13 protein-coding genes are annotated in these 15,753 nt (G+C 38.8%); all 13 read right to left on the reverse strand.

Annotated elements, in window-relative coordinates:
• Nucleotides 1-10: 10 nt before the first annotated feature.
• Nucleotides 11-1,036, reverse strand: coding sequence for a cytochrome d ubiquinol oxidase subunit II (locus T479_RS19865; protein WP_024364479.1), 1,026 nt, complete (start codon nucleotides 1,034-1,036; stop codon nucleotides 11-13).
• Nucleotides 1,033-2,379 carry a cytochrome ubiquinol oxidase subunit I gene (locus T479_RS19870; protein ID WP_024364478.1) on the reverse strand — a complete coding sequence of 449 codons (1,347 nt, stop codon included), beginning with the start codon at nucleotides 2,377-2,379 and terminating at the stop codon, nucleotides 1,033-1,035. Before T479_RS19870 ends, T479_RS19865 begins: the two co-directional genes overlap by 4 nt.
• 337 nt (nucleotides 2,380-2,716) lie before the next feature.
• Nucleotides 2,717-3,631: a diacylglycerol kinase gene (locus T479_RS19875; RefSeq protein ID WP_024364477.1), complete on the reverse strand. Its 915-nt coding sequence runs from the start codon at nucleotides 3,629-3,631 to the stop codon at nucleotides 2,717-2,719.
• Between the two features lie 111 nt (nucleotides 3,632-3,742).
• Nucleotides 3,743-4,306 carry a thioredoxin family protein gene (locus T479_RS19880; protein WP_024364476.1) on the reverse strand — a complete coding sequence of 188 codons (564 nt, stop codon included), beginning with the start codon at nucleotides 4,304-4,306 and terminating at the stop codon, nucleotides 3,743-3,745.
• A gap of 167 nt (nucleotides 4,307-4,473) precedes the next feature.
• Nucleotides 4,474-5,901: an Asp-tRNA(Asn)/Glu-tRNA(Gln) amidotransferase subunit GatB gene (gatB, locus tag T479_RS19885; protein ID WP_024364475.1), complete on the reverse strand. Its 1,428-nt coding sequence runs from the start codon at nucleotides 5,899-5,901 to the stop codon at nucleotides 4,474-4,476.
• A gap of 1 nt (nucleotide 5,902) precedes the next feature.
• Nucleotides 5,903-7,366 (reverse strand): Asp-tRNA(Asn)/Glu-tRNA(Gln) amidotransferase subunit GatA, encoded by a 1,464-nt coding sequence (gene gatA, locus T479_RS19890; protein ID WP_025220652.1) that lies wholly within the window; start codon nucleotides 7,364-7,366, stop codon nucleotides 5,903-5,905.
• Between the two features lie 24 nt (nucleotides 7,367-7,390).
• Nucleotides 7,391-7,678, reverse strand: a complete 288-nt coding sequence (gene gatC, locus T479_RS19895; RefSeq protein ID WP_024364473.1) for an Asp-tRNA(Asn)/Glu-tRNA(Gln) amidotransferase subunit GatC — start codon at nucleotides 7,676-7,678, stop codon at nucleotides 7,391-7,393.
• 286 nt (nucleotides 7,679-7,964) lie between these two features.
• Nucleotides 7,965-9,101 carry a CamS family sex pheromone protein gene (locus tag T479_RS19900; protein ID WP_024364472.1) on the reverse strand — a complete coding sequence of 379 codons (1,137 nt, stop codon included), beginning with the start codon at nucleotides 9,099-9,101 and terminating at the stop codon, nucleotides 7,965-7,967.
• 131 nt (nucleotides 9,102-9,232) lie between these two features.
• Nucleotides 9,233-11,230: an NAD-dependent DNA ligase LigA gene (gene ligA, locus T479_RS19905; RefSeq protein ID WP_025220653.1), complete on the reverse strand. Its 1,998-nt coding sequence runs from the start codon at nucleotides 11,228-11,230 to the stop codon at nucleotides 9,233-9,235.
• Between the two features lie 14 nt (nucleotides 11,231-11,244).
• Nucleotides 11,245-13,497, reverse strand: a complete 2,253-nt coding sequence (gene pcrA / locus T479_RS19910; RefSeq protein ID WP_025220654.1) for a DNA helicase PcrA — start codon at nucleotides 13,495-13,497, stop codon at nucleotides 11,245-11,247.
• 31 nt (nucleotides 13,498-13,528) lie between these two features.
• The gene (locus tag T479_RS19915; protein ID WP_024364469.1) at nucleotides 13,529-14,218 is read right to left on the reverse strand and encodes a heptaprenylglyceryl phosphate synthase; all 690 of its coding nucleotides are present in this window, start codon (nucleotides 14,216-14,218) and stop codon (nucleotides 13,529-13,531) included.
• A 109-nt stretch (nucleotides 14,219-14,327) separates the two neighbouring features.
• On the reverse strand, nucleotides 14,328-14,648 hold the full coding sequence (locus tag T479_RS19920) for a YerC/YecD family TrpR-related protein (protein WP_004225717.1): 321 nt from the start codon (nucleotides 14,646-14,648) through the stop codon (nucleotides 14,328-14,330).
• A gap of 16 nt (nucleotides 14,649-14,664) precedes the next feature.
• Nucleotides 14,665-15,717: a DUF3048 domain-containing protein gene (locus tag T479_RS19925; RefSeq protein WP_024364468.1), complete on the reverse strand. Its 1,053-nt coding sequence runs from the start codon at nucleotides 15,715-15,717 to the stop codon at nucleotides 14,665-14,667.
• Nucleotides 15,718-15,753 lie beyond the last annotated feature (36 nt).

The following is a 15,753-nucleotide window of genomic DNA, read 5'->3' on the forward strand; positions in this document are numbered from 1 at the left end:
CTATATCCCCCTATGCATGATGGTCTTCTTTTCCTGTCACGTAATTTTTGTTGAATAGGAATAATTTCAACAATAAATAAAGCGAAGGCAGAAGTAAGCATAATCCTAAAATAAAGACGATGACTAATGCAATGGCCATTTGCGTGCTTGTGAAGCTATCGTAAATTGTTAAATACGGATACAGTAAATATGGATATTGTGCGATGCCATAGGCGAAAAATGCTACCGCGAACTGAGCGATTAATAATCCTACTGCAAGACCGTAATTTTTTCGCATCCATAGTAATATCACTGTAATGATAAATAATACGGCAGAAATAGCAAACATCCACCATAAATTAACCATATGCTGATAGCTTTCAGGGTTAATGGATTTCATCTCATACATAATACCAAGTGCACTAATCATTAAAGGTGCTGCCCAAATAAGGGCGTATTTTCGCATTAAATTTGTAGCCTCTACATCAGTTGCTTTATGTGCATACCACGTTAAAAATACTGCAGATATATAAAGAACTGCCGCTATACTTAATACGACAATACTCCAAGCAAATGTACTTGTATATAATGTCCAATAATTCAATACAGGTTGCCCTTCCACAATGTCTACATAACCGCCACCTGCAATAGCAAAGACAACAGAGAGCGAAGCTGGAATCAATAAACCTGATACGCCATATGTCAGCGTGTAACCAATATGTCCGCGTGCCCCGTACGCCTCAAATGCATAATACGACCCTCGAATTGCCAACAACACTAAAGAAATGCTGACTGGAACAAGCAAAATCGTTCCATAATAGAAGGCGGTTTGTGGAAAGAATCCTACAATCCCTACAAAGAAAAATACTAAAAAGACATTTGTTACTTCCCATACAGGCGATAAATAACGCTTAATAATATTAGTTATGACATGATTTTTTCCAATAAGTAAACTGTAAGCATTGAAAAATCCTGCCCCAAAATCAATAGATGCCACCATCACATAACCGAAAAGGAATATCCATAAAACTGAAATTCCTAGCACTTCTAATGTCATATGATGTCACCGCCCTTTTCTGTATGCCGATCTTCAATTTCACGTTCAATCGGATTCTTTTTAAACATACGAACTAATACGACTGTACTTCCTATTCCAAGTACAGTATACACACCTGTGAATAACAGCATCATTAAATCTACATGATCGCTCGTTGTAGCGCCTTCTGGTGTGCGCATAATACCGTATAATATCCACGGTTGACGTCCAACTTCCGCAAGCCACCAACCGGCTTCAATCGCAATAATTGACAGTGGAGCACCTGCTACAATAATCCATCTAAACCATCGTGCATGAATAAAGCGCCAACCTCGTGGTTTCCCTACTACGTAAAGGAAAGACACTAATACCATAAACATGCCGATAAAGACCATAATATTAAAAAGATAGTGTATATAAAGTGGTGGTCTGTCTTCCTCCGCATATTGATCTAAACCAATAACTTCTGCATTTGGATTATTGCGTGCTAGTATACTTAAAGCATAAGGAACCTTGATGGCATACTTAACTTCCTCGCCATCCAATACACCGAATAAAACCAATGAAGCTTTATCTGTTGTTTCAAAATGCCATTCAGCCGCTGCTAATTTTTCTGGTTGGTATTCCGCTAAGTATTTACCTGAGAAATCGCCTATAATTGCTGCTGCAATTGATGAAACTAAACCGATTTTCATCAGTAAAAATAGAGACTTTTTATGGTAAACATGATCTGAGCCTTTGAGCATACGGTAGCCTGCAATGGCTGCCAAGACGAATGCTGATGTCATATAGGCTGTAACGAGAACATGCGCAACTTTTGTTGGCATAGCCGGGTTAAACATTGCTAGAAATGGTTGAATATTCACAAGCTGTCCGTCCACAATATCAAAACCTTGAGGTGCGTTCATAAAGGCATTTACCATTGTGATAAAGACAGCTGACATGGATGCACCAACTGCAACAGGTATTAGGAGTAACATATGCTTTTTCTGGCTATCAAAGCGATCCCATGTATATAAATAAATTCCTAAGAAAATGGCTTCAAAGAAAAATGCAAAGGTTTCCATAAAGAGCGGTAATGCTATCGTTTGCCCTGCAAGTTGCATAAAATTTGGCCATAGTAACGATAATTGCAATCCAATAGCTGTTCCTGTTACGACTCCTACAGCAACGGTAATGACGAAACCTCGTGCCCAACGTCGCGCCATCAAAATATAATGTTCATCATTCTTTTTATATCCAGTCCATTGTGCGATCATGATCATTAACGGCACACCGACACCAATCGTTGCATAAATGATGTGGAATGATAACGTAAGCTCCGTTAACGCACGACTCCAAAAGACTGCTGATTCATTAATCATCTCATTGCCCTCCTAACTTCCAAATATTCTTCCAAGTATGGAAAGTAGCATGATAATTGCAACACCAAAACTTAACCAAATAAGCTTTTTTTCCTGTGACTTATACAACTGCACCACTTCCTTTCCCTTTCCCATACCCATATTTTCCACTATTCCAACGAAAAAAACCTTTATAATGGTCCGATATTTCGGCCTATTATAAAGGTTTCAAATTTTGTTCAAGTAATATACGCACATTTGCCAAACATTTTTCTTAATTCGTTCACAACCCTTCATTATATGGAAATAAAATACAAAAAGCGTAAATTCATAAAATAAATTTACGCTTTTTGTTAATCTAAATACGGTCTTCCTCACGAATATCTTCAATTGGTACAAAAATTTCAATATGGCGTTTTAAGTTTTCAAAAGTCGCAGGCGCATCTCCACCATATTCACCATCTAAATTTAAATGAACTTCACTATCCGTCGTTACTTTTACGACACTTGCTTTTTTATAAATAACGCGATCATCCTTTAAATGCTCGCCTCGTAAAGCCATTGCTGCAAGTTGAATAAATTCTGGCAAGCTTACTTTTTTTAATACTATTAATGTGAAGTAGCCATCGTTTATGCTCGCATCTGGTGCAAGCTTTTCAAAGCCTCCTACTGAATTCGTTAAGCCACATAAAAACATCATGGCATCGCCATCGAATACTTCACCATCATATTCAATACGCATATGTGATGCCTTAATAGATGGAATCATTTCAACTGCTTTTAAATAGTAGGCAAGCTGTCCAAGCATTGTTTTCATTTTGCTAGGTACTTCGTACGTTAGCTCAGTAATACGTCCTCCAGCAGCAATATTGATGAAATAGCGTTCTCCATTTAACAATCCAACATCAACTGGTAAGGTATCGCCTTTAATAATAATATCAACGGCTTCATCAATATTTCGTGGTATATGGACAGCACGTGCAAAATCGTTCGTTGTCCCCATAGGAATTAGACCAATTTTCGGACGTTTTTCGAATTGGCCTACACCAGAAACAACCTCATTTAACGTCCCATCGCCACCAACTGCTATGATAATATCAAATCCACGTTCTACTGCATTTTTTGCTGCCTCTATTGCATCACCTTCACAAGTTGTTGCGTGACAAGATGTCTCATAGCCTGCTACCTCTAGTTTCTCCAATACTTCTGGTAGATGCTTTTTAAACACTTCTCGCCCAGATGTAGGATTATAAATGATTCTTGCTCGTTTCATAACATACCTTCCTGCTTCATAAGATTCTAATACTTTCAACGAATTTTTCGTTGAAATGTTGCACTACTATTACTACGCCAGTGCAAACACCTCTGGCGCTAACAAAGTGTTTTATTTTTGTAATGCTGCTGTTACATGTTTTCTGAAATCTTCATATACATAAGTCCAATTTGTTTTGTTAGTAATATTGTCTTCACGAATTTCAGCGTAAAGCGATTTTTGTGCTTCCTCAAAATTCGGGTCTTCTTTATCTGGCAACGTCGCTCTTTTGTTCACAACAATATCCTGTAACTCTGGCGCACGTGGTCCCCATTTACCTATCACTTGTCCCGACTCATTTAATAAAATATACATCGGAATCGCGCGTCCACCATTTGTTAAATAACGGTCGATTAAATCTGTATCTGCATCACGGAAAACTGTACGCATATCTAATCCAGCTGCTTCAGCAACACGGCGAATAATTGGATTATTTAGCATTGCATCGCCGCACCAATCTTCTGTAATGGTTAAAATTTTAGGTTGCTTGTCCTTCAGTAACGTTACAAAACCATCGTTTGTTGGCACTTCAAAACCATCATAAATTAGAAAGCTATCTTCTTTTAGCGTCGTCATCTGATCCATATATTGTTGAATTGAAATGGCTTCTTCAAAATATTGTTGCTCAGTTTTCATATACTATCCCCTTTTTAAGTGATGTGATTGTTTCTATTCTATATTTTGCTATGAATACTCTTTTTAGACAACTATTAAGTGCTACTTTTTGTTAGTATGTACAGTCTTTACATTTAAAAAGCCAAGAAAGTGAAGACACTTTCTTGACTCGTTGTAATAGCAAAAAATTAGCGTTTAGCAATTTCTTGTTGTAATAATTTATTAACCATTGGTGGGTTCGCTTGGCCTTTTGTCGCTTTCATAATTTGACCGACTAAGAAGCCAATTGCACGATCCTTACCATTTTTAAAGTCCTCGATTGATTGTGCATTGTTATCTAATACTTCTGTAACAATTGCTAATAAGGCACTCTCATCTGAAATTTGAACTAAACCTTTTGCTTTTACAATGTCTTCAGCTGAACCGCCATTTTCTACTAATTCAGCAAATACTTTTTTACCGATTTTAGAAGAAATTGTACCGTCCGTAATTAACTTCACCATACCAGCAAGGTTTTCTGGTGTTAATGCTGTATCTTTTAAATCTTTTTGTTCAGCATTTAAATAAGCTGAAACATCGCCCATTAACCAGTTAGCTGAAAGTTTTGCATCTGCACCATCAGCTACCATCGCTTCAAAGAAATCCGAAATTTCTTTAGAAATAACAAGCACGCCCGCGTCATAAGGTGTTAAGCCTAATTCTTCAACATAGCGTTTTTTACGAGCATCTGGCAGTTCAGGAATTTCTGATTTAACGCGCTCTAACCATTCATCGTCGATTGACAGACGCACCAAGTCAGGCTCTGGGAAGTAACGATAATCATCTGTTCCTTCTTTCACGCGCATTAAAATTGTTTTACCTGTTTTTTCATCAAAGCGACGCGTTTCTTGATCAATCACGCCACCTGAAAGTAATACGTCCGCTTGGCGTAACTCTTCGTGCTCAATCCCACGACGTACGTAGTTGAATGAGTTCAGGTTTTTAAGCTCTGTTTTTGTACCGAATTCCTCTTGGCCATATGGGCGAATCGAAATGTTGGCATCACAGCGCAGTGAACCTTCTTCCATTTTACAGTCTGAAACATCTGTATATTGGATAATGGATTTTAATTTTTCAAGGTAGGCATACGCTTCATTTGCTGTGCGAATATCTGGCTCAGACACGATTTCTACAAGCGGCGTCCCTTGACGGTTAAAGTCCACAAGTGAGTGGTCACCAGCATGCGTTAGTTTACCAGCATCTTCTTCCATATGAAGACGTGTAATACCGATACGTTTTGTATAACCATCTACTTCAATATCAATCCAACCGTTTTTACCGATTGGCTTATCGAATTGTGAAATTTGATAAGCTTTCGGATTATCTGGATAGAAGTAGTTTTTACGGTCAAATTTTGTTTCTTGTTCGATTTCCATGTTTAATGCAAGTGCTGCACGCATTGCGAAATCTACAACGTTTTTATTTAAGACAGGTAGGACACCAGGGTAGCCTAGGTCGATTACTGTTGTGTTTGTATTTGGTTCAGCACCGAAGTGAGCTGGCGCTGGCGAGAAGATTTTTGAGTTTGTTTTTAACTCAACGTGTACTTCTAAACCAATGACTGTTTCAAAGTTCATGTTATTTTCCCTCCCAAATTTGAGGAACTTCTTTATGGAACGCAGTAGCTTGCTCGAACGCATGCGCTACACGGTAAATTGTTGCTTCATCGAAGTATTTACCGATAATTTGCAAGCCTAATGGTAGACCATTTTCAAAACCACATGGAATTGAAATGGCTGGCACACCTGCTAAGTTCATAGGAATTGTTAAAATATCGTTGGCATACATCGTCATCGGATCATCTACATTTTCACCAATTTTAAATGCTGGTGTTGGTGCAGTAGGCCCAATGATTACATCAAAGTCTTCGAATACTTTGTCGTAGTCTGCTTTGATAAGTGTACGTGCTTGTTGCGCTTTTTTGTAGTAAGCGTCATAAGTACCTGCGCTAAGAGAATATGTTCCTAGCATGATACGACGTTTTACTTCATCACCAAAGCCTTGCGCACGTGTTTCTTTGTAAAGGTCCATTAAATTCGTCACGTTTTCAGCACGGAAGCCGTAACGGATCCCATCGAAACGAGAAAGGTTTGATGAAGCTTCAGAAGAAGATAGGATATAGTAAGCTGCAAGTGCATATTTAGAATGAGGAAGTGATACTTCTTCTACTGTTGCACCTAAGCCTTTTAGTACTTCTAATGCATCCAGTACGGATTGACGTGCTGCTTCGCCAACACCTTCACCTAAAAATTCTTTTGGTACAGCAATACGTAAGCCTTTCACATCGCCAGTTAGTGCTGCTGCGAAGTTTGGTACTTCTACATTTGCTGAAGTTGAATCGTTAGGGTCTAAGCCTGAAATGGCTTCTAATAGAAGCGCATTGTCTTCAACATTACGTGTAATTGGTCCGATTTGGTCTAATGAAGAAGCAAATGCTACTAGTCCAAAACGAGATACACGACCATATGTAGGTTTCATCCCTACGACACCGCAATATGCTGCAGGTTGGCGGATTGAGCCACCTGTATCTGAACCAAGTGAAAATGGCACTTCGCCTGCTGCTACTGCTGCCGCAGATGCACCTGATGAGCCACCTGGTACGTGGTTCAAGTTCCATGGATTTTTTGTTGTTTTATAGTATGAGTTTTCATTTGAAGAACCCATTGCAAACTCATCCATGTTTAATTTTCCGATTGTAATCATGCCCGCTTCGCGTAGCTTATTTACAACAGTTGCATCGTATATTGGCATAAATCCTTCAAGAATTTTAGAAGCACATGTTGTTTCTAAGCCTTCTGTTACGATATTGTCTTTCACGCCAATAGGAAGACCAAAAAGTGGTCCACGTTTTTCAAATGGTACTTTGTCCATTTCAGCTGCTTGTGCAGTTGCTTTTTCTTCGTTTGAAGCAAGGAAAGCTTGTACATCACCGTCAAGCTTTGCCACTCGTTCATATGCTTCTTTTGTTAAGTCAGCGATTGTTAGGTTACCAGCTTTAATATCAGCTTGTAGCTCCTTTGCTGAACGTTCAAATAACGTCATGAGGAATCCTCCTATGTTTTAGTATTACATGATAGCTGGTACTTTTACTTGACCATCTTCTTGTTCTTTTACATTTAACATCATTACATCGCGGTCTAAACCTTTTGTTGCCACGTCTTCACGCATTACGTTTACTAATGGTAAAACGTGTGTTGTTGGTTCAACATTTGTAGTATCTAACTCGTTTAACTGCTCTGCAAAGTCAGTAATTTTCCCAAGTTGCTCAGCAAATTTTTCCGCTTCTTCTTCTGTAATTGCAAGACGTGCTAAATTCGCAACGTGCTTAACCTCTTCTTTTGTTAATTTTGCCATTGTTCACACCTCCGAATACTATCCAATTCATTGTTTTTATCGATAACAATAGGGTTGAATAAAGTTAACCATGCCCATTATCATAACATTTTTCCTACTAAAAATCACAACTTTCACCAAAAATATAGAAACTTTCACTACTATGACAAAGTGTTGTCTTATGATGTCTTCTATTGTTGAAATGGACAACATCATCCATAGCGCATTTCCGTACTTTGAGGCTTATTACATACTATGTCTTGTTCTCATTTCATTAAAAAATAGCCAGCACAAGGCTGACTATTGTTTACTCATACACGTGTACATATGGGTCTTTATCATTCGCTTCTTTCATAATTAAAGCTTCTGGACCATTAACCGATGTAATGCTCACTTCGACATTAATATTATCAAATTGATTGATAAGGACGCCCGTCAAATATTGTGTGAAACCAATAATTTCAGCCGTGCCGAAAAATTGGATTGGAATTTCAATTGAGAGCTTTTGTATTTTTTTATTTTGATAGAAGCCAGTGCCGATGACACTCGTATAGTTAGAAAAATATTTATCAACATCTTGTTTGAAGTTTTTAAAATTATTACTTACATCTCGATAAGCATCATGTGTGTCATCTGTAGGGAACATCACATATTCTTCATCTAGCGCCTGCCAATCGCCAATATCATTTTGCCCTTCTTTGGCAACACCATAAGTAAAATACGTACCTGGAATTATTTCATTGCGCGCTCGCTGTTTAAATAGCCCAACGACAATTGGTACATCTTTTAGTTCATCACGTGTACGCATACGGGAAACGATTTCAGCCGCCATCTTTTTGCCTTGTTCAATAAGAGCAGACTCCGGAATAGGCTCCTCGTAATACTCCCCATATTGTTCTTTCTGATAATAATAAATAGAATTCAAAGCAAGCCCGATTGAAATACCACCTAGTTTCACTTTGTTATCATCCGTTTTCTTTAAGTAGTTTTGCTCGACAATATGGGCTAAATAAACAGGTGCTTTTGTTGCACGTTCTTCTGGCGTCATAGCGTCTGTTGTCGGAGGATTTAAACCATCCTCCGTTTGTGAACTACGCGCTAACCAGGAGCTTACTGTGCTTTCAGCTAAATATTGCCCTTCTTGGAAGTAATAATTTTCTGTGTCAAACTCATTTTGAGAAAGACGCATTAACCCTGTTTCAACTTCCTTCATATCATACTTCGTGTAAATATTTGAAACGACTAATCCACGGCTTGCACTTTCTTTATATGGAATGAGTGTTTTATAAAAAGATTCATCAATCTGTAGACTAGGAATAATCGTTGTTTCCGCTTTTTCCTGTTGCGTTTCCTGTGTAAGCTCTGTCTCCTTCTTATTCGAAGGCACACAGCCGACTAGCATTGCAGCAGCTACAATTGCTGGAATGAGTCGAAATGACTTCATTATGTTAGTACCCCTTTACTAATATCAGATTCGTCTTGTACAAATTATATTTGACGCCACTAATTTTCGGGCGCAAATATTCTTCATGCTTTACTGTTTTCTTGCGTTATGAAACTTTACTTTAAATGATGTTAAGTCAGTTGCTCAATTAGGTCATCTTCGTTCCAAATTTCAATGCCTAGTTGTTGTGCTTTCGTTAGTTTGGAACCTGCATCCGAACCAGCAATAACAAGGTCTGTTTTCTTACTAACACTGCCTGTGACAATTCCACCTAACTCTTCTATTTTCGCCTTTGCATCGTTCCGTGTCAATTGCTCAAGTTTACCAGTTAATACAATTGTTTTCCCTGCAAATGGATTGTCTCCTACGATTACTTCCACCTTTTTGCCTTTATATGTCATATTGACACCCGCTTCAGCAAGTCGTTTAATAACAGCACGGGCATCTTCATTAGCAAAATACTCAACGAGTGACGAGGCCATTTTATCGCCAATTTCATGAATCGCAACAAGTTGTTCTTCAGATGCAGCCATCACCGCCTCCATCGTCTCAAATTCCTCTGACACGATTTTCGCTGCCTTCTCTCCAACATGTCGTATTCCTAACCCAATCAATAGACGTTCCATCGAATTGTCCTTAGATGCTTGAATAGCTTTCACTAGGTTGGTAGCTGATTTCTCACCCATTCGTTCCAACTCTACTAATTGCTCCACTGTTAACTGATATAGATCGGATACATCATGAATTAAATCAGCGCGCAACAGTTGCTCGACAACCTTCTCTCCAAGCCCATCAATATTCATGGCGTTACGGGAGACAAAGTACTTGATGCTCTCTGCAATTTGGGCAAAACAAGCTGGATTCACACAGCGTAAGGCAACCTCCCCCTCAATTCGAATCAGCTCACTATCACATACCGGGCAATTTGGCGGCATTTCGTAAGGAGTTGAATCTTCTGGACGTTGCTCTAATAATACCCCGACTACTTGAGGAATAATATCCCCAGCTTTTCGGATAATGACGGTATCTCCAATGCGAATATCCTTCTCGCGAATTAAATCTTCATTGTGTAGAGAGGCGCGTTGCACTGTAGTTCCAGCTACCAGTACCGGTGCTAAAATCGCAGTTGGTGTGACAACGCCAGTGCGCCCTACTGTTAAATCAATATCAAGTAATGTTGTGACAACTTCTTCAGCGGGGAATTTGTAGGCAATTGCCCATCTTGGACTTTTTGCCGTATAGCCGAGTTCATCCTGCTGTGCAAAACGGTCGACTTTGATAACAATACCATCAATTTCATAGGCTAAATTCGGTCTGTTTTCTGTCCAATATTCAATAAAGGACAATACTTCCTCAATGGACGCGCAACGTTGACGCTCCTTATTTGAAGGGAAGCCGATTCCTTCTAAATAATCTAGCATTTCGCCATGTCCATCAATTCCGTACGCCTCACCATCTCCCCCAATTGCATAGATAAAGGTTGATAATTGACGACTTGCGGCAATTTTAGGATCTAATTGACGCAATGAGCCAGCAGCGGCATTGCGAGGATTTGCAAATAATTCTTCGCCATTTTCTGCTCGCTGGGCATTCAATTTTTCAAATGATTTTTTAGGCATATAGGCTTCGCCACGTACTTCAATCGTAATTGGTTCTTTTAAGCGCAGTGGCACAGCACGAATCGTTTTTAAATTCGCTGTTATATCTTCTCCTACAACGCCATCACCGCGTGTAGCTCCTTGTACAAAAACACCATTCTCATATTTTAATGAAATAGCAAGACCATCTATTTTTAATTCGCAAACATAAGAAAAGTGATCGCCGATTGCTTGACGAATTTTACGGTCAAACTCTTGTAAGTCCGCTTCATTAAATGCGTTTGACAGACTTAGCATCGGATAATCATGCGTCACTTTCTTAAATCCTTCTACGATTGCACCGCCTACACGTTGTGTTGGTGAATCAGGATAAATAAGTGAAGGATTTGCCTCTTCTAATGCAATGAGTTCATGTAATAGCTGGTCATATACACTATCTGCAACTAGAGGGTTATCTAGCACGTAATACGCATGCCCATATTCATGCAATAATTTATTTAACTCCGCTATGCGCTGTTCAATTTCATTCATTTAAGTTCCTCCGCTTACGCTTTTTCAATAGGTGCAAATTGCGCCAATAGTCGCTTAATACCGATTGGTTGTGGAAATGCGATATCAAGTTCTGTACTATCACCTTCACCTTTTACGCTAACAACCATACCTGTTCCCCATTTTTTATGAATCGCTTTATCCCCAGCCTTCCAACCGAATTGGTCGCCTCCAGTTGCTTGCAGGCGTGCAGTTGCTGGTTGTGTATGCTGTTGCGCGCCAAGTGTGCGTTTTGAATACCCACTAGACGAGCGATTACTTGATGCAAATGGTACTTCAGGTTTTGAACCACCTTTGGAAATTGACTCTAAAATGTCCTCTGAAATTTCACGTAAGAAACGGGAAGCATTGTTAAAGCTTGAACGACCAAAAATCGTACGCGATTGTGCACATGTTAAATACAACCGTTCCTCTGCCCGTGTAATGCCAACATATGCCAGTCGTCGTTCCTCTTCCATTTCATCGTTGTCGTCTAAAGAACGAGAGTGAGGGAAAATATTTTCTTCCATGCCAATAATGAAAACGACAGGGAATTCTAATCCTTTTGCAGCATGCATCGTCATTAAAATAATATTGCCTTTTGATGCATCTTCCTTGTCAAGCGCATCGATATCGGCAATAAGAGCTAAGTCCGTCAAGAAGGCAATTAAGCTCTTATCTTCACTGCGTTCTTCAAATGCTTTTGTTACAGATAAAAATTCCTCAATATTTTCTAAACGACTTTCCGCTTCAATGGACTTTTCGTTTTGTAACATCGCACGATAGCCTGATTTCTCAATTACTTGTTCCACGATTTCCGTCACAGATAAGTAATTTTGCATTTCTGTAAAACCTTTAATCATTGCATAAAAATGTTCCGCTGAAGCAGCAGCTTTTCCTGTTAGTCCCATAAAGATTAGATCATTCATCGCATCAAAAATGGAGCGATCCTGATCAATTGCATAGCGTGCCATTTTTTCAAATGAGGTAGCACCAATACTACGCTTCGGTTCGTTGATAATACGCGCAAGCGATAAATCATCGTCATTGTTGGCGATTAGACGTAAATACGCCAATAAATCCTTTATTTCTTTACGGTCATAGAATTTTGTACCACCCACAATTTGATACGCCATATTGGACTTCACAAGCACTTCTTCCATCACACGAGACTGTGCATTTGTACGGTATAAGATGGCGAAATCATCAAATGAACGATTTTCCTTCTCCATAAGCTGTTGGATTGTTTGCACGACAAACTGCGCTTCTTCCTGCTCATTATATGCTTTATATAAAGCAATTTTTTCACCATGTGCATTTTCTGTGCGCAGCTCTTTCGGATAACGGCTTGTATTATTTTGAATGACGTCATTTGCCGCTTGGAGGATGCGCTTTGTAGAGCGATAATTTTGCTCTAACATAATGACCTTAGCATTTGGATAATCTTTTTCGAACGATAAAATATTGCCAATATCAGCGCCTCGCCAACGATAAATGGATTGGTCGGAATCCCCTACGACACAAATATTTTTAAATTTTTTCGCAAGTAGTTGCACTAATAAATATTGCGATTTATTAGTATCTTGATATTCGTCAACATGTATATATTGAAATTTATTTTGATAGTATTCTAATACTTCAGGTACTCGTTTAAATAAGGTAATCGTTGTCATGATTAAATCATCAAAATCTAGTGACTGATTGCGTCGTAATTTTTTTTCATAGCCTTTATAAACAAGGGCAACCGTTTTTTCATACGGATTATGTTCATTGATTTGCGCTGCATATTCATCTGCAGTTATGCATTCATTTTTTGCTGAACTAATCGCATTTAAAATAGCACGTGGTTCAAAACGCTTAGGGTCAATATTTTCATCTTTTAAGACATTTTTAATAACTGATAGCTGATCTGTCGAATCTAAAATCGAGAAGTTGCGTGAAATACCTAGTTGCTCGATATTACGGCGCAAAATGCGTACGCACATCGAGTGAAATGTTGATACCCACATGCTGTCGCCCGTTCCATTTCCGAGAATGCCATCTATCCGCTCTCTCATTTCACGAGCAGCCTTATTCGTGAACGTAATCGCTAAAATCTTTGATGGGTATACTTCTTTTTCTATGATTAAGTACGCAATACGATGTGTTAGTACTCTCGTTTTGCCCGAACCAGCGCCTGCCATAATTAGCAATGGCCCTTCAGTTGTTTTTACTGCTTTTTCCTGTTCGGGGTTCATACCTACTAATAAGTTTTTTGTTAAATGCTCCATTTCGCACCGCCTTACAAACATTTGTTCTTAATTATATCGCATTTTTTACAGCCTTAACAGTCGAAAGTGCAGCTTTTAAATCCTCATATATAATATTTCCCACAACTACAGTATCAGCAACTTGTGCCATTTCAGCAGCTTGCTTAGAAGAAGTTATGCCACCACCGTAAAAGAGCTTTGTATTTTGCAATTCATTTTTCACCGCACGTACTATTGCAATATCGCCATATTCTCCACTATATTCTAAATAAAATACAGGCAGTTTAAAGAAGTTTTCTGCCATTCGTGCATAGGCCACTACATCATCCGTCGATAAATCGGTATTCGCTTGTGTTACTTCTGCAACTTTACAATTTGGATTTAAAATACAATACCCTTCAGCTACTAACTCATCCCAAACCATAATATCGCCATATTCTTTAATAGCCTCATGGTGTAAATTTTTAATCCATTTCGGGTCATCACTATTTAACACCGTTGGAATAAAATAATAGTCATAGCCAGGCGTTACTGCATCAATTGTTGAAATTTCCAGCGCTATTGGTACTTCAAAGCGACGCACACGAACAAGCAAATCTAATACGCCATCTAATGTTACGCCATCTGTGCCGCCAACCAAAATAACATCCGTTCCAGATTCACAAATTTTTTCTAGTGCTTCATCCGATATGTCCTTTGCTGGGTCTAACTTGAACACATGTCTCCACTCTAAATAATCCATCTATTTTACCACCTATCATTTTCTATCTATTCGTTTACAAGTATAGCTTATGGCTCTCTACAAAAAAATATAAAAGACTGAGCAGAAACTCTACCCAGCCTCTTACCTACTATTCTTTTGGTGCTTGAAACGGCTTTTCATCTGGATACAAACGACCTAACATTTCATCATATGTATCGTTACCATAATCAAAGCAGCGACGTACACGAGAAATTGTTGCGGTACTTGCCCCTGTCTCCTTTTTAATGGATTCATAGGTTTTCTTTAAACGTAATAAATGTGCTACCTCAAAGCGTTGTGCTAGTGATTGAATTTCACTAATCGTACATAAATCATCAAAAAATTTATAGCATTCTTCAATGTCCTTCAGTTCTAGTACTGCTTTAAATAACTGATCTGTTTGATGCCCTCGAATTTTTTCGATTTGCATACAGTTTTCCTCCCTCTTAAGGCTGCGTTTTCACCATTGCTTGTAACCCTGGTGAAGCTGGTACGAAATGAACCCATGACTTTCCTGGAACTAGCTTTACAAGGTCACCAGATTCTTCGACAGCCATTGGTAATCCATCGATATTAGCCCATTTTACTTCTCTTAAATAACCATTTTGCAATACATACGCATTTCCACCAGAGGTTAAATCAATATCTTGACGACCCACATTATCAATTGTTTGGTGATTCATTTCAAAAAATAACACATTTGCAAATGTTAATGCTTCGCCTGTCAACATATCTTTCGTTTCCACGCCTGCCGATTGTCGTCCATAACGATTCGTTTGATGATCGTACACATACGTATTGTGGAAATAATTACTATTCCCATAGTTAATGTCAACTTGACTTGTTTCAACGCCTATTTTACCACGTTCATCGGGTTCATAAAAAGCCTGATGCACTTTTTCACTGTAATTCATTGAAGCGCCTACTTTTTCAGCACCTTTTAATATATTTTCAGAGGTAATATAAGAGTTATGTGGAGCTACGCGATCATTCGAGCGTTTAAACAGTGTACCATCGTAATTCATACCATTTATATTATCCACAACATTATTGCTAAGCATCGCTTTTGCCTCTGGGCTGTAGCCATGTGCGACATAAAATGCCCCAAGACCTTTTGCCATATCTACAAAATATGAACGTGCACTTCGTACTGGGCCAATGTTTTCTGGTAAATCACTTTGATAGACTGCTAGTAAACGCGTAACGTCTCCTTCAGCTAGCATTTCATAAATAATATCTGCGGATGCCAAACCTGATTGAGGGCGTGCGGCAGGATGATTATTAATGGTCACTATAATTGGACGCTGTGTTACTTCTTCTTCAACACTCTCTCCTGTTAACGGTGCCACAAATGTCTCTTGCTTTGCAGGCTCTTCAATAGCTGGCTTGTCATCTACTTTCGTTGCTTCCTCATCTGATTCAGATGCATCTTTTGAACATCCACCGATGAACAAGGCGCTTAATGCTAAGCCAACTAGTAGTTTTTTTGATTTTAACACTTGCATTACTCTCCTTTAGTCAATGCCGCTCTGATG

It is taken from the genome of Lysinibacillus sphaericus, assembly GCF_000600105.1.
In the GTDB taxonomy this organism is placed as follows: Bacteria; Bacillota; Bacilli; order Bacillales_A; family Planococcaceae; genus Lysinibacillus; species Lysinibacillus sphaericus.

Bases quoted from the DNA above. Each gene is read 5' to 3' on its own strand.
- T479_RS19865 (WP_024364479.1), bottom strand. From the start codon at position 1,036: ATGACATTAGAAGTGCTAGGAATTTCAGTTTTATGGATATTCCTTTTC.
- T479_RS19870 (WP_024364478.1), bottom strand. From the start codon at position 2,379: ATGATTAATGAATCAGCAGTCTTTTGGAGTCGTGCGTTAACGGAGCTT.
- T479_RS19875 (WP_024364477.1), bottom strand. From the start codon at position 3,631: ATGAAACGAGCAAGAATCATTTATAATCCTACATCTGGGCGAGAAGTG.
- T479_RS19880 (WP_024364476.1), bottom strand. From the start codon at position 4,306: ATGAAAACTGAGCAACAATATTTTGAAGAAGCCATTTCAATTCAACAA.
- gatB (WP_024364475.1), bottom strand. From the start codon at position 5,901: ATGAACTTTGAAACAGTCATTGGTTTAGAAGTACACGTTGAGTTAAAA.
- gatA (WP_025220652.1), bottom strand. From the start codon at position 7,366: ATGACGTTATTTGAACGTTCAGCAAAGGAGCTACAAGCTGATATTAAA.
- gatC (WP_024364473.1), bottom strand. From the start codon at position 7,678: ATGGCAAAATTAACAAAAGAAGAGGTTAAGCACGTTGCGAATTTAGCA.
- T479_RS19900 (WP_024364472.1), bottom strand. From the start codon at position 9,101: ATGAAGTCATTTCGACTCATTCCAGCAATTGTAGCTGCTGCAATGCTA.
- ligA (WP_025220653.1), bottom strand. From the start codon at position 11,230: ATGAATGAAATTGAACAGCGCATAGCGGAGTTAAATAAATTATTGCAT.
- pcrA (WP_025220654.1), bottom strand. From the start codon at position 13,497: ATGGAGCATTTAACAAAAAACTTATTAGTAGGTATGAACCCCGAACAG.
- T479_RS19915 (WP_024364469.1), bottom strand. From the start codon at position 14,218: ATGGATTATTTAGAGTGGAGACATGTGTTCAAGTTAGACCCAGCAAAG.
- T479_RS19920 (WP_004225717.1), bottom strand. From the start codon at position 14,648: ATGCAAATCGAAAAAATTCGAGGGCATCAAACAGATCAGTTATTTAAA.